Genomic DNA, 12,765 nt, shown 5'->3' on the forward strand with positions numbered 1-12,765 from the left:
CCGCCGCGGCCGGCGTGACATGATCCGGCCATGAACAGCGACTTGGACGTGAGCGCTCTGGCCATCAATGTCACCGTGCCCGAGGAGCTGCGCTGGACGGACACCCGGCGCGGGCAGACCTACAACCTGACCACCCTCAACATCCGGCTGCTGCCCGACGGCCGTCTCGCGGCCAAGGCGTACGGCCGGCCGGCCGAGGGCGGCCGGGGGAACTACGTCTCGTTCCGGGTCCCCGACGAGCCCGCGCTGGCGGCGCTGATCTCCGACGCCGCCGACCGGGCCGCCGAGCTGTGGGCCGCCCATCGCGGCCTCGGCTGACCAGGCGTCCGCCCGGACACCGGCGGTCCGGGCGGTACGAAGAGAGGCGGGCACCCCCGCACGGGTGCCCGCCTCTCCTTCGTGGTCCGGAGCCGATGCCGATCGGTGAGGGTGGTCGGGTGACAGACAACGGCTCCGGGGTCTTGGTGCCCCAGGGCTCAACGCCCCGCGGCTCCTAGCGGTGGTCGCTCCCCTGCGAGGTGACCGCGGCGCGGCCGGCCTCGAGGCGGGCGACGGGGATGCGGAACGGGGAGCAGGAGACGTAGTCCAGGCCCACCTCGTGGAAGAAGTGGACGGACTCCGGGTCGCCGCCGTGCTCGCCGCAGACGCCGAGCTTCAGGTCGGGGCGGGTCTCCCGGCCGGCCTTGGCGGCGAGCTTCACCAGGGAGCCCACGCCGTCCTTGTCGATCGTCTCGAACGGGGAGACGCCGAAGATGCCCTTCTCCAGGTACGCGGTGAAGAAGCTCGCCTCCACGTCGTCCCGGCTGAAGCCCCACACCGTCTGGGTGAGGTCGTTGGTGCCGAAGGAGAAGAACTCGGCGGCCTCGGCGATCTGACCGGCGGTCAGCGCGGCGCGCGGCAGCTCGATCATCGTGCCGATGGCGAGCTTCAGGCTGACGCCCGCGGCGGCCTCGACCTCGGCGATGACCTTGTCGGCCTCCTCGCGGACGATCTCCAGCTCCTGCACCGTGCCGACCAGCGGAATCATGATCTCCGCACGCGGGTCGCCCTTGGCGTTGAGGCGCTCGGCGGCGGCCTCCGCGATGGCCCGCACCTGCATGGTGAACAGGCCGGGGATGACCAGGCCGAGGCGGACACCGCGCAGACCCAGCATCGGGTTCTGCTCGTGCAGCCGGTGGACGGCCTGCAGCAGCCGCAGGTCGTTCTCGTGCGGCTCCTGCCGGGCCTCGGCCAGCGCCACCCGCACCGACAGCTCGGTGATGTCCGGCAGGAACTCGTGCAGCGGCGGGTCGAGCAGGCGGATGGTGACCGGCAGGCCGTCCATCGCCTCGAACAACTCCACGAAGTCCTGCTTCTGCAGCGGCAGCAGGGCCTTCAGGGACTCCTCGCGCTCCTCCTCGGTGTCGGCCAGGATCAGCCGCTCCACCAGCTCGCGCCGGTCGCCGAGGAACATGTGCTCGGTGCGGCACAGGCCGATGCCCTGGGCGCCGAACCGGCGGGCGCGCAGCGCGTCCTCGGCGTTGTCGGCGTTGGCCCGCACCCGCAGCCGGCGCTTGCGGTCGGCGAAGGACATCATCCGGTGCACGGCCTCGACCAGCTCGTCGGCGTCGTCGGCGCCCGGGTGCATCCGGCCCTCGAAGTACTCCACGACCGGCGACGGCACGACCGGGACCTCGCCCAGGTAGACCTTGCCGCTGGAGCCGTCGATGGAGATCACGTCGCCCTCCTCGACGACGTGCCCGCCGGGCACGGTCATCCGGCGGCGCTTGGTGTCGACCTCCAGCTCCTCGGCGCCGCACACACAGGTCTTGCCCATACCGCGGGCGACCACGGCCGCGTGGGAGGTCTTGCCGCCGCGCGAGGTGAGGATGCCCTCGGCGGCGATCATGCCGTCCAGGTCGTCGGGATTGGTCTCCCGGCGGATCAGGATGACCTTCTCGCCGGAGCGGGACCACTTCACGGCGGTGTAGGAGTCGAAGACCGCCTTGCCGACCGCCGCGCCCGGCGACGCCGCGATGCCGCGCCCGATCTGCTCGACCTTGGCGCTCTCGTCGAAGCGCGGGAACATCAGCTGGGCGAGCTGGGCGCCGTTGACGCGGGTGAGCGCCTCGGCCTCGTCGATCAGGCCCTGGTCCACGAGCTGCGTGGCGATGCGGAAGGCGGCACCGGCGGTGCGCTTGCCGACGCGGGTCTGCAGCATCCACAGCTGGCCGCGCTCGATGGTGAACTCGATGTCACAGAGATCCTTGTAGTGGTTCTCCAGGGTCTCCATGATCTGCATGAGCTGGTCGTACGACTTCTTGTCGATCTTCTCCAGCTCGGCGAGCGGGACCGTGTTGCGGATGCCCGCGACGACATCCTCGCCCTGCGCGTTCTGCAGGTAGTCGCCGTAGACGCCCTGCTGGCCGGAGGCGGGGTCGCGGGTGAAGGCGACACCGGTGCCGGAGTCCGGGCCGAGGTTGCCGAAGACCATCGAGCAGACGTTGACGGCGGTGCCGAGGTCGTGCGGGATGCGCTCCTGGCGGCGGTAGAGCTTGGCCCGCTCGCCGTTCCAGGAGTCGAAGACCGCCCTGATGGCGAGGTCCATCTGCTCGCGCGGGTCCTGCGGGAACTCCCGGCCGGCCTCGGCCTTGACGATCTTCTTGAACTTGGTGACGAGCTTCTTGAGGTCGGCGGCCTCCAGCTCGGTGTCGTCGGTGACCTTCTTGGCGGCCTTGGCCGCCTCCAGCGCCTCCTCGAACAGCTCGCCGTCGACGCCGAGGACGGTCTTGCCGAACATCTGGATGAGGCGGCGGTAGGAGTCCCACGCGAACCGGTCGTCGCCGGCCTGCTTGGCGAGGCCCTGCACGGACTTGTCGGACAGACCGATGTTGAGGACGGTGTCCATCATGCCCGGCATGGAGAACTTCGCCCCGGAGCGGACCGACACGAGGAGGGGGTTGTCGGCCTGCCCGAGCTTCTTGCCCATCTTCTTCTCGAGGGCCTCGAGGTGCGCACTCACCTCGTCGCGCAGCTCGGCCGGCTCCTCACCGCTCTCCAGGTAGACCTTGCAGGCCTCCGTGGTGATCGTGAAGCCGGGTGGCACGGGGAGACCGAGGTTGGTCATCTCGGCGAGGTTGGCACCCTTGCCGCCGAGGAGGTCCTTGAGGTCCTTGTTGCCCTCGGTGAAGTCGTAAACGAACTTCACGCCCTCAACGCTCGTGCCCGACTGAGCTACGTGGGGATCTTTGTTTTCCGACACGGGTCTCGACTCCTCGAGGACGCGGTGGCTGCCCTGACGGCGAGGAATGTACCCAGATCAAAGGCCTCTGGGTACGTCCAGTCTCGCGTCATGTGCCTGTAACCGCTCGCCGACCAGTGGATCGAAAGTCAAGGATTGGCAAGCGGTCACGGCCGGAGGTTTTCACCTCTTGAATGCAAGCAACCTCCTGAAACGCCTTCACTGCTCAGATGAGCGCTCTTCGGCACGTCTGATTTCGCTCGATGAACGATCATCTGATGGCACTGAGTGCCATCCCTTCCAGAAGTGCAGTCGCTCAAGATCCGCTCATCTGAGCGCCGCTCCTATCAAGGGTGGCGAGAATCACGCTGCCACACGGGCCGCCGTTTCACCATGCGGGCACCGATGAGATCCGCTCCCCGGCCCGGTCCCACCCATGACGACTCCGGGGCGGACTCGGGGTGAATCCGGCGTGGAACTCCCAGTGGACTCCTGCGCGGAAGGGAGCACGGCATGAGGCTCAAGACCGTCACCAACATCTCCGTCGACGGCGTGACCCAGGGGCACCGCTGGATCGAGGTGGCCGGCACGGCGGAGCAGGAGGCCCGCGGCGGCTTCGAGCGGTTCGGCTGGGCCCCGCCGCTGCTGGACGAGGAGGCGTCCGAGTTCATCGGCCGGACCTTCCTCGGCGCCGACGCGTTCCTGTTCGGCCGCCGCACCTACGAGATCTTCGCCGCCTCCTGGGGCGCGGGCATGGACCCGGGCCATCCCGTCGGCCAGGCGCTCAACGACCGCCCCAAGTACGTCGCCTCGGCCACCCTCACCGACCCGGACTGGCCGGGCACCACCGTCCTGTCCGGCGACGTCCCGGACGCGGTCCGGGCGCTCAAGGCCGCGCCGGGCGGCGAGCTCCAGGTCTGGGGCAGCGGCACCCTGATCCGCACGCTGCTAGCCCACCGCCTCGTCGACGAGCTCGTCCTGCTCGTCTACCCCGTGATCGTCGGCCAGGGCACCCGCCTGTTCCCCGTCACCGGCCCGGACCTCGGCCTGGCCCTGACCGGCCTGCGGTCGACCCCCAGCGGCCTGACCCTGCAGACCTACCGCGCCACCGGTCCCCCGCGCTACGAACGGCCCACGGCCTGACCGTCCGGCCCGGGTGACGGGTTCCCGGCGGCCCCGAGTGATGAGTTTTCGCCGCCCCTGCCGTCACACGTACGACAGGTCTGCCCGCCGAGCGGCAGGACTGGACGGACGACGAGGAGAACGCCGGGACGCGCGAGCTGGTGCGCCGCTTCACCGACGCCAGCGTGGCCACCGACGTCCCCGCGATCGCCGCGATGCTGCGGGACGACGTGCGCTGCTCGATGCCGCCCACGCCGGGCGTGGTCGTAGGCCGGGACGCGGTGGTGCGGGACTGGCGGGAGAGCGGCTTCGAGGGCATGAAGGGCCTGCGCGGCATCCCCACGTCCGTGAACCGTCAGCCCGCCGTCGCCTTCTACCTCTTCGACCAGCAGGAGGACGCGTATCTGCCGCTGACGATCGACGTCCTGCGCGTGGCCGGCGGGGAGATCGCCGAGATCCTCATCTTCTCCGACGACCGGTTCCCCTCCCTCGGGCTCCCGGAGCGCCTGCCGGCGGACAGCGCGGCGTAGGGGATGTCCCTTCCGGGCAGACCGTTTGCAAGGTGTTTGCCGAGCCGACACACAACAGGCTGAACACACCGGTCAGCGCACCCGTACGGACCTACGGCGGACCCGGGCCCCCACGCCGGGTCCGCCGCACTCACCGAGTCACGGGTACGGAAGGACCTCCGGGTTGCCTGTCAACACACGCCTGCACCGGATGCCGGAGAACGCAGAGACGGCTCAGAAGGCACAGAGCGAGGAGAACGCGAGGAACGCTGAGACGGCGGACGCCCCGGCCGACCCGAAGGGATCGGAACACCCGGAGAACACGGAGGAGTCGGAGGAGTCGGAGCAGGGAGAGAAGCCGGAAAGTCCGGCACACCCGGAGAACTCGGAGGACGCGGAGGACTCGGAGGACTCGGAGGACGCGGAGGACTCGGAGGACTCGGAGGACTCGGAGGACGCGGAGGACGCGGAGACCCCGGAGGACGCGGAGGACTCGGAGGACGCGGAGGACGCGGAGAGCCCGGAGGACTCGGAGGACGCGGAGAGCCCGGAGGACTCGGAGGACGCGGAGAGCCCGGAGGACTCGGAACAGGCAGAGACGCCGGAGAGCTCCAAGGACCCGAAGGACTCGGAAAACCCGGGGAACCCGGGGAACCCGGAGAAGCCGTCCGAGGGTCCGGAGGACGCGCAGGACACACAGAACACCGACAAGGCCGAGCAGGACGAGAAGGCCGAGGACGCTGCCGAACCCTCCGAGGACGCCAAGGACGCCGAAGACACCGAAGACACCGAGGACACCGAGGACACCGAGGAACCCGCTCGGAAGCCCCGCTTCCGACTCCCCGGCAGGCATCTGACGAAGTCCCCCGCCGCCCGCGTCACCCTGCATGTCCTCGCCGCGGCCCTCGTCCTCGGTGCCCTGCTGCTGCCCGGCTCGCTCGACGCGCTGCGCCTCAACCGGTTCACCCGGATCCCCGGCGAGGGCATCCTCGCCGTCGTCGTGCTGCTGGCGCTGCCCTGGCGCCGCCTGAGGACCGCCCTCGCCGCGGTCTGCGGCGCGGGGCTCGGTGCGCTGACCGTGCTCAATCTCCTGGACATGGGCTTCAACGAGTTCCTGGGCCGGGGCTTCAACCTCGTACTCGACTGGGAGCTCCTGGACGACGCCCAGTCCTACGTCTCGGACGCGATGGGCGGCACGGCCGCGACCGCCGCCGGCATCGGCGCGGTCGCCCTCTCCGCGCTGCTGGTGGTGCTGACCGCGCTCGCCACCGTCCGGCTGGCCCATCTGCTGGCGCGGCACCGCCCCCGGGCCTCGCGGGGCGCGACGATCGCGGGGATCGCGTGGATCGCCTGCGCCGTGCTGCATCTGAAGCTGGCCGGGATGCCCATCGCCTCGGAACGGACGGCGGATGCCCTCAGGGAGCAGGCCGACCGGGTGGTGGGCACCCTGCGGGACGAGGCGGCCTTCGCCCGGGAGGCGCGGGCCGACACCTTCGGCGGCACGCCGCCCGACCAGCTGGTGCCCGAGCTGCGCGGCAAGGACGTCCTGATCACCTTCATCGAGAGCTACGGGCGCAGCGCCATCGAGGACCCGGTCATCGCGCCCACCGTGACGCCCGCGCTGGACGCCGGCACCGCGGCCCTCGCCAAGGCCGGTTACCAGGCCCGCAGCGGCTGGCTGACCTCGGCGACCTACGGCGGCAGCAGCTGGCTGGGCCACTCCACCGCCCTGTCCGGGCTGTGGGTGGACAACCAGCAGCGCTACCGGACCGTGACCACCGGCGACCATCTGACGCTCACCAAGGCGTTCCAGAAGACCGGCGCCTGGGACACCGTGGGGGTCATGCCCGGTGTGCAGAAGGGCTGGCCGGAGGCCGAGTGGTACGGGCTGGAGAAGGTCTACAACGCCTTCCAGCTCGGCTATAAGGGCCCGAAGTTCAGCTGGTCGACCATGCCCGACCAGTACGCGCTGGAGGCATTCCAGCAGCTGGAGCACGGCAAGAAGCGGGACAAGCCGCTGATGGCGGAGATCATCCTCACCTCCAGCCACCAGCCCTGGGCGCCGATCCCGAAGCTCGTCGACTGGGAGGACCTCGGCGACGGCTCGGTCTTCAAGGAGATCGAGGCGGCCGGGAAGACGCCCGAGGAGGTCCTGGCCGACCCGGACGGGTCCCGGGAGGAGTACGGCAAGTCCATCCGCTACTCGGTGACCAGCCTGGTGCAGTGGCTGGAGCGCTACGGCACCGAGGACACCGTGCTGGTGTTCCTGGGCGACCACCAGCCCAGGCCCCGGGTCAGCGGCCTGAACGCCAGCCGTGACGTCCCGGTCACGATCGTCGCCAAGGACCCGAAGGTGCTGGAGAGCATCGAGGACTGGAAGTGGACGGAGGGGCTGCGGCCCGCGAAGGACGCGCCGGTGTGGAAGATGAGCGACTTCCGCGACCGCTTCCTGACCGCGTTCGGCTCCACGCCGCACCCGACGGAGGAGTGATCAGCCGCCGGAGGTGTCCAGTTCGGCGTCCTCGCCGACGCCCGCACAGTCGTAGGGGTCCTTCAGCCAGCCGTCCGGCAGCACCACCCGGTTGTTGCCGGAGGTGCGGCCGCGCGGGCCGTCGGCGCCGGCCGGCCAGGGCTGGTCGAGGTCCAGCTCGTCGAGCCCGGCCCGCAGCTCCTCCAGCGAGGAGGTGACCGCCAGCCGCTTGCGCATCTCGGAGCCGACCGCGAAGCCCTTGAGGTACCAGGCGACGTGCTTGCGGAAGTCGATCACGCCGCGGGACGGGTCGCCGATCCACTCGCCGAGCAGGGTGGCGTGCCGCACCATGACGTCGGCCACCTCGCGCAGCGTGGGCCGCATCAGCTCGTCGGTGCGCCCCTCGAACGCGGCGACCAGGTCGGCGAAGAGCCACGGCCGGCCCAGGCAGCCGCGGCCCACGACCACCCCGTCGCAACCGGTCTGCTCGACCATGCGCAGGGCGTCCTCGGCCGACCAGATGTCGCCGTTGCCGAGCACCGGGATCTCCGGCACATGCTCCTTCAGGCGGGCGATGGCGTCCCAGTCGGCGGTGCCGCCGTAGTGCTGGGCGGTGGTGCGGCCGTGCAGCGCGATCGCGGTGACGCCCTCCTCCACGGCGATGCGCCCGGCGTCGAGGTAGGTGAGGTGGTCGTCGTCGATGCCTTTGCGCATCTTCATCGTCACCGGCAGGTCCCCGGCGCCGCTGACCGCCTCGCGCAGGATGGCGCGCAGCAGGTTCCGCTTGTACGGGAGGGCCGAGCCGCCGCCCTTGCGGGTGACCTTGGGCACGGGGCAGCCGAAGTTGAGGTCGATGTGGTCGGCGAGGTCCTCCTCGGCGATCATGCGGACGGCCTTGCCCACGGTCGCCGGGTCGACGCCGTACAGCTGGATGGAGCGCGGCTTCTCGCTCGCGTCGAACTGGATCAGCTGCATGGTCTTCTCGTTGCGTTCGACCAGCGCCCGGGTGGTGATCATCTCGCTGACGAACAGGCCCTTGCCTCCGCTGAACTCCCGGCACAGGGTGCGGAAGGGCGCGTTGGTGATCCCGGCCATCGGGGCCAGGACGACGGGCGGCTGGACGGTGTGCTCACCGATCTGCAGGGGCGTGGGCATTCCTCCATTGTGCCGTGCCGCCGGGGGCGCCCCGTTCCATGGAACGAGGACATTGGATGGCCGATGCAATGAATTCGGAAAATTCGTTAGTTAGCCGCACTATCGATGTCGGCGTACAGTGGATCCCATGCCCGAGCCGAGCCCCCGCCGACGGCTGCTGGTGCTCGCGATCTGCTGCATGAGCCTGCTGATCGTGAGCCTGGACAACACCGTCCTGAACGTCGCCCTCCCCTCCCTGCAGCGCGACCTGCACGCCACCACCTCGGGGCTGCAGTGGGCGATCGACGCCTACACCCTGGTCCTGGCGTCGCTGCTGATGCTGGCGGGCTCCACCGCCGACCGGATCGGCCGCAAGCGGGTCTTCATGGCGGGACTGGTGATCTTCACCCTCGGCTCTCTGCTGTGCTCCCTCGCACCGAGCCTGGAGGCGCTGGTCGCGTTCCGGATGGTCCAGGCGGTGGGCGGCTCCATGCTCAACCCGGTGGCCATGTCGATCATCACCAACACCTTCACCGACCCCCGTGAGCGCGCCCGCGCGATCGGTGTGTGGGGTGCAGTCGTCGGCATCTCGATGGCCGCGGGCCCGCTGGTGGGCGGGCTGCTGGTGGAGTCGGTCGGCTGGCGCTCGATCTTCTGGGTCAACCTGCCGGTGGGCCTCGCCGCCCTGCTGCTCACCCTGCGCTTCGTCCCCGAGTCCCGCGCGGGCACCGCCCGCCGCCCCGACCCGGTCGGCCAGCTCCTGGTGATCGCCCTCTTCGGCTCGCTGACCTACGCGATCATCGAGGCCCCGCACACCACCGTCCGCGCCATCGCCCCGTTCGCCGTCCTCGCCCTGGCCGCCCTGACGGCCCTCCTCTGGTACGAGCCGCGCCGCCGCGAACCGCTGATCGATCTGCGCTTCTTCCGCTCGGCGCCGTTCAGCGGGGCGACCGTGATCGCGGTGAGCGCGTTCGCCGCGCTCGGCGGCTTCCTCTTCCTGTCCACCCTCTATCTGCAGAACGTCCGCGGGCTGAACGCCATGGACGCCGGCCTCTGGATGCTGCCGATGGCCGTCCCGACGTTCCTGTGCGCGCCGCTCGCCGGCCGCCTGGTCGGCAGCCGCGGCCCGCGCCTGCCGCTGCTGATCGCCGGCGGCGCCATGACCACCAGCGGCCTCCTCTTCGCCCTCCTCGAGGCCGAGACCTCCGACACCACGCTCTTCCTCGGCTACCTCCTGTTCGGCATCGGCTTCGGCTTCGTCAACGCCCCCATCACCAACACCGCCGTCTCCGGCATGCCCCGCGCCCAGGCCGGCGTGGCCTCCGCGGTCGCCTCCACCAGCCGCCAGCTCGGCCAGACCCTCGGCGTCGCGGTGATCGGCGCGGTGCTGGCCGCAGGGGTGGGCGCCTCCTCCTACGCGGACGCCTTCGTCCCGGCGGCCCGCCCCGCCTGGTGGATCCTGGTCGCCTTCGGCCTGGCGGTCCTGCTGGTGGGCGCCCTCACCTCCGGCCCCTGGGCCCGCCGCACCGCCCTGCGCACGGCGCAGCGCCTGGAGTCCAAGGAGATCCACGAGGCGGCGAACCTCGGTTCCTAGAGCCGCCCTTGGCGGCCGCCAGCAAACCGGCCGCCCCGCTGTTCCCGATGTCCCGTTTGTTCGCGGATCAGTTGTACGAACCTTGAAATCCCGGCCGTGCGCCCCCTGTTGATGTTGCTCTTGCTGCACACTCCTTGTCGTCCCGGTACCGGGGCGACAGGGAAGGCGACACCCGCACGGATGCCGGAGGCGTCATGCCGCAGATCGACACGAGCAAGGTCAGCCGCTTCGACCAGCACGGGCGCCGGCATGTGGTGCACGTCCTGCGCACCGGGGTGCAGCGCACCATCAGATGCGAGACCTGCGGCTGGCGCAGAGGGGCGCAGTTCCTGCCCTGGCTGAAGGCGGAGGAGCATCTGGCCGAGGCGCATCAGGCCACCGTCGATCCGACGGCCGCATGAGGGACCGCGGTTGGCCCGGCGGCGGTTGCCCGCTCAGGCGCGCAGCCCTCGCGGCACCAGGTCCACGACCGCCGCGAAGTCGGCGCCGGTACGCGGGTCCTTCCACTCGGGCGCGTACCGCGGGTCGTGGAAGCGGCCCGTGGTGTGGAAGACGGCGCGGGCGGTGGCCGCGGGGTCGTCACTGCTGAAGGCGCCCGCCGCGACGCCGTCCTCGATGATGCGGGTCAACTGGCCCGTCAGGTCGTCGAGATGCTCGGCGACCGCCCTGTCCTGCCCAGGACCTTGTGGCCGCCGCCGTCCGGGATGCGGCCGAGTTTCTTGACGTCGACGTGGACGAGCTCGCCGGGACGGTCACGTTCGTAACGGCGGACTGGTTCGCCGGTGGCCCGGTCGAGGGCGGCCAGGGCGGGCAGATGGTGCCGCACGAGTCGGTGGAGGCGGCGATGCCGGTCCTCGCGGCCAGCCGCACGGGGCCGATGCGGTGCTCGCGTCGCAGCCGGACGACCTGCTCTTCCACGGTGGCCGGGGTCTGCCGCGGCGATCGGAGCGGCCGGCTGGAGCGGTCCTGCATCCCCGCTGCACCGAGCCGGCGATAGCGACTGCTCCAACGCGCGGCGGTGGTGTGACTGACGTGGCAGCGTTCCGCGGCCCGCCGCAGCGGCCAGCCGTCCTCGACGACACACCGGGCCAAGCGCAGCCTGCCGGTCGGGGTCAGCGGGGCAGGCGGGACTTCGCGGGCACCCCCTGGGCTCCCCCGGTGCGTTCGATGCGTTCGTACACGGTCAGCCTCCGCCCCCGGACCTCTACGTCCGACACGGCCCTGAAGTGCGTCCTCAGGACCGCGGTCTTCATCCGGTCCCGCTCCCCCTTGACCGGTCTCGCCACCGCGGGTGTGTCCGCCAGCAGCAGGATCCGCTTCTGACGCAGCATCGCGGCACGTATGCGCTCCGGGCTCGCCTCGACGCCCTTGAGCGTCCCGGACTCGACCGGGCTTTCCAGCAGAGCGATCTCCCGCAGCCCGGCGAACGCCTCCGGTGAGACGGACTTGGCGTCGCGGCGGGTCGACGGGAGGAACAGCACCGCGTTTCCCGCCTGCTTCGTCCGCTGCACGTCCGACGCTATGGCCAAGACGTCGTCGACCCGACTGGCGACCGAACGCTTCGCCAGTGACTGCGGCAGGAGCCCCGCCATCGCCACGGCCACCACCACGGGCAGGACCCACTTCGCCGCGACGGCGTTCCGGTGCCCGACCGCCTGCACCGCCGCCCCTACGCCGGCACCGATCAGGAGCGCGAGCCCCAGCAGGCTGTAGAGGACGTAGCGGTCCAGGAACAGCGGCTGGACCAGGGAGGCGGTCAGGAGGCCGAGCTGCGGCACGGCCAGCAGCGGCAGCCCGACGGCGGCCACGGACAGGCGGCGGGACCGTGGCCGGTCCAGCAGGGCGCCGATGCCGCCGATCGCCAGAAGCACCGCGGGGCCGATCATCATGTGCCAGGTCAGCGGTGGTATCCAGGACACCTGTGCCGCCTGGCCACGGCTGAACACGATCAGCGGCAGCACGCAGACGAAGGCGGTCACGGAGACCGCCGCCCAGCGCAGCCAGACCTCACGCCGGGCTCCGCACCAGAGCAGGGTGGCCAGATGGGCCGCGAGGATCATCAGCGAGAGCCAGTTCAGCAGGCCCATCAGCACGACAGTGACGCCGTACCCGACCCAGCGCAGTACGGCCCGGCGGGGTCCGGGAGCGCGTCCTTGCAGCACGGCGACGAGGAGCAGGGTGGAGATGCCGGCCCCGGCAGCCACCAGGGCGTAGGGCCGCCCCTCCTGGAGGTAGAACTGGACCGCCGGCAGCATCCCGAACGCCAGCCCTCCCGCCAGGCCCGCCCAGGCACCCGCCAGCCGCCGCCCGATGACCGCCACGCAGCCCGCCGCGACGGCCATGGCGAGGACGGAGGGGAGCCGCAGCGTGGTGGTCCCGGCACCGAAGCACTCGAACAGCATGTGCATCAGCAGGTAGTAGGAGCCGTGCACGACGTCGACGTTCTGCAGCATGTGGCAGATCTCGGCGGAGGAACGCCGGGCGACCTGCCAGGTCGCGGCCTCGTCCCGCCACACACTCCCCTGACGCGACAGCCCCCACGACCCGAGAGCGACGGTCCACAGCACCGGAAGCACCCACACGGGCACACCGCGACCTCGCCCGGCAGCCGTGGCCGCGACGGATGCCGCTTCGACCTCCCTGGAGCGCGGTAACGAACATGACGAGCGGTCGATCGACATCAAGGCGGGCTCGCAGAAGGGCAGTAGGGGCACAT

The 12,765-nt window shown here is 70.9% G+C and carries 9 protein-coding genes and 2 pseudogenes; 6 read left to right on the forward strand and 5 right to left on the reverse strand.

Features of this window, described 5'->3' with window-relative positions:
* The first annotated feature begins 30 nt into the window (after positions 1–30).
* Positions 31–318: a hypothetical protein gene (locus ABD207_RS22305; RefSeq protein WP_344014883.1), complete on the forward strand. Its 288-nt coding sequence runs from the start codon at positions 31–33 to the stop codon at positions 316–318.
* A gap of 175 nt (positions 319–493) precedes the next feature.
* Here the strand turns inward: ABD207_RS22305 and ppdK are convergent, their stop codons facing one another.
* Positions 494–3,241, reverse strand: coding sequence for a pyruvate, phosphate dikinase (gene ppdK / locus ABD207_RS22310; protein WP_344014884.1), 2,748 nt, complete (start codon positions 3,239–3,241; stop codon positions 494–496).
* A 492-nt stretch (positions 3,242–3,733) separates the two neighbouring features.
* Between ppdK and ABD207_RS22315 the strand changes: the two genes are divergently transcribed.
* The 3 genes from ABD207_RS22315 (at position 3,734) to ABD207_RS22325 (ending at position 7,342) form a co-directional block, all read left to right on the forward strand.
* A complete protein-coding gene (locus ABD207_RS22315; RefSeq protein WP_344014885.1) occupies positions 3,734–4,363 on the forward strand; it encodes a dihydrofolate reductase family protein in 630 nt (209 codons plus the stop codon).
* 140 nt (positions 4,364–4,503) lie between these two features.
* Entirely contained in the window at positions 4,504–4,872 is a 369-nt protein-coding gene (locus ABD207_RS22320; RefSeq protein WP_344014886.1) for a sigma-70 family RNA polymerase sigma factor family protein, read from the forward strand.
* 862 nt (positions 4,873–5,734) lie between these two features.
* Positions 5,735–7,342 (forward strand): alkaline phosphatase family protein, encoded by a 1,608-nt coding sequence (locus ABD207_RS22325; RefSeq protein ID WP_425580796.1) that lies wholly within the window; start codon positions 5,735–5,737, stop codon positions 7,340–7,342.
* Here the strand turns inward: ABD207_RS22325 and dusB are convergent, their stop codons facing one another.
* A complete protein-coding gene (gene dusB / locus ABD207_RS22330; RefSeq protein ID WP_167996496.1) occupies positions 7,343–8,476 on the reverse strand; it encodes a tRNA dihydrouridine synthase DusB in 1,134 nt (377 codons plus the stop codon).
* 127 nt (positions 8,477–8,603) lie between these two features.
* Between dusB and ABD207_RS22335 the strand changes: the two genes are divergently transcribed.
* Together ABD207_RS22335 and ABD207_RS22340 are read left to right on the forward strand one after the other, a co-directional pair.
* On the forward strand, positions 8,604–10,049 hold the full coding sequence (locus tag ABD207_RS22335) for an MFS transporter (RefSeq protein ID WP_344014888.1): 1,446 nt from the start codon (positions 8,604–8,606) through the stop codon (positions 10,047–10,049).
* Between the two features lie 194 nt (positions 10,050–10,243).
* On the forward strand, positions 10,244–10,450 hold the full coding sequence (locus ABD207_RS22340; RefSeq protein WP_344007136.1) for a hypothetical protein: 207 nt from the start codon (positions 10,244–10,246) through the stop codon (positions 10,448–10,450).
* A gap of 33 nt (positions 10,451–10,483) precedes the next feature.
* On the opposite strand, the pseudogene ABD207_RS22345 reads toward ABD207_RS22340, so the two are convergent.
* The 3 genes and pseudogenes from ABD207_RS22345 to ABD207_RS22355 form a co-directional block, all read right to left on the reverse strand.
* Positions 10,484–10,714 (reverse strand): annotated as a pseudogene (locus tag ABD207_RS22345) (TetR/AcrR family transcriptional regulator); the annotation flags it as partial.
* Positions 10,715–10,716: 2 nt separating this feature from the next.
* Positions 10,717–11,165, reverse strand: a pseudogene (locus ABD207_RS22350) (leucine zipper domain-containing protein); the annotation flags it as partial.
* A complete protein-coding gene (locus ABD207_RS22355; protein WP_425580792.1) occupies positions 11,162–12,730 on the reverse strand; it encodes a glycosyltransferase family 39 protein in 1,569 nt (522 codons plus the stop codon). The pseudogene ABD207_RS22350 and the gene ABD207_RS22355, both read right to left, overlap by 4 nt.
* Between the last annotated feature and the right edge of the window lie 35 nt (positions 12,731–12,765).

The sequence above is a fragment of the Streptomyces thermospinosisporus genome (assembly GCF_039526425.1).
Classification (GTDB): Bacteria; Actinomycetota; Actinomycetes; order Streptomycetales; family Streptomycetaceae; genus Streptomyces; species Streptomyces thermocarboxydovorans.

What these genes read in the sequence shown, in the direction of transcription:
- ABD207_RS22305 (WP_344014883.1), top strand. Translation starts at nt 31, where the DNA reads ATGAACAGCGACTTGGACGTGAGCGCTCTGGCCATCAATGTCACCGTG.
- ABD207_RS22315 (WP_344014885.1), top strand. Translation starts at nt 3,734, where the DNA reads ATGAGGCTCAAGACCGTCACCAACATCTCCGTCGACGGCGTGACCCAG.
- dusB (WP_167996496.1), bottom strand. Translation starts at nt 8,476, where the DNA reads ATGCCCACGCCCCTGCAGATCGGTGAGCACACCGTCCAGCCGCCCGTC.
- ABD207_RS22335 (WP_344014888.1), top strand. Translation starts at nt 8,604, where the DNA reads ATGCCCGAGCCGAGCCCCCGCCGACGGCTGCTGGTGCTCGCGATCTGC.
- ABD207_RS22340 (WP_344007136.1), top strand. Translation starts at nt 10,244, where the DNA reads ATGCCGCAGATCGACACGAGCAAGGTCAGCCGCTTCGACCAGCACGGG.
- ABD207_RS22355 (WP_425580792.1), bottom strand. Translation starts at nt 12,730, where the DNA reads ATGTCGATCGACCGCTCGTCATGTTCGTTACCGCGCTCCAGGGAGGTC.